At 59.9% G+C, this 319-nt stretch carries 1 protein-coding gene; it reads left to right on the top strand.

All coding sequences use genetic code 11. The features are described 5' to 3' along the window. A partial coding sequence (locus tag ACO0K8_RS22335) for a hypothetical protein (RefSeq protein WP_422948854.1) occupies positions 1-319 on the top strand: 319 nt, incomplete at both ends.

The raw sequence follows: 319 nt of genomic DNA, 5'->3' as shown, positions 1-319 counted from the left end.
CAGCGGAAGGCGCTAATTTAACGGTCACAGCAACGGTCACCGACCAAGCTGGCAATGTCTCCGCCCCAGGCACAGACAGTGCCGTACTGGACACAACGGCCACGGCAGCGCCGACGATTACCATCACCACCGATAGCAACAACGACGGCCTGATCAGTAAAACAGAACTCGGTGCAGCCACCACAGTGGCAGTCACAGTCGCCTTGCCAGGCACCGCGAAGGCAGGTGACACCCTGACGATCACCGACGGCACGACTCCGCAAAGCCACGTCTTAACGGCCGCAGAAATCACCGCTGGTACGTATAGCAGCACGGTTGC

It is taken from the genome of Undibacterium sp. Ren11W, from assembly GCF_049340485.1.
Taxonomy (GTDB): domain Bacteria; phylum Pseudomonadota; class Gammaproteobacteria; order Burkholderiales; family Burkholderiaceae_D; genus Undibacterium.
The sequence above is the reverse complement of the archived record's forward strand: the minus strand, read 5'-3'. Positions and strand labels throughout refer to the sequence as shown.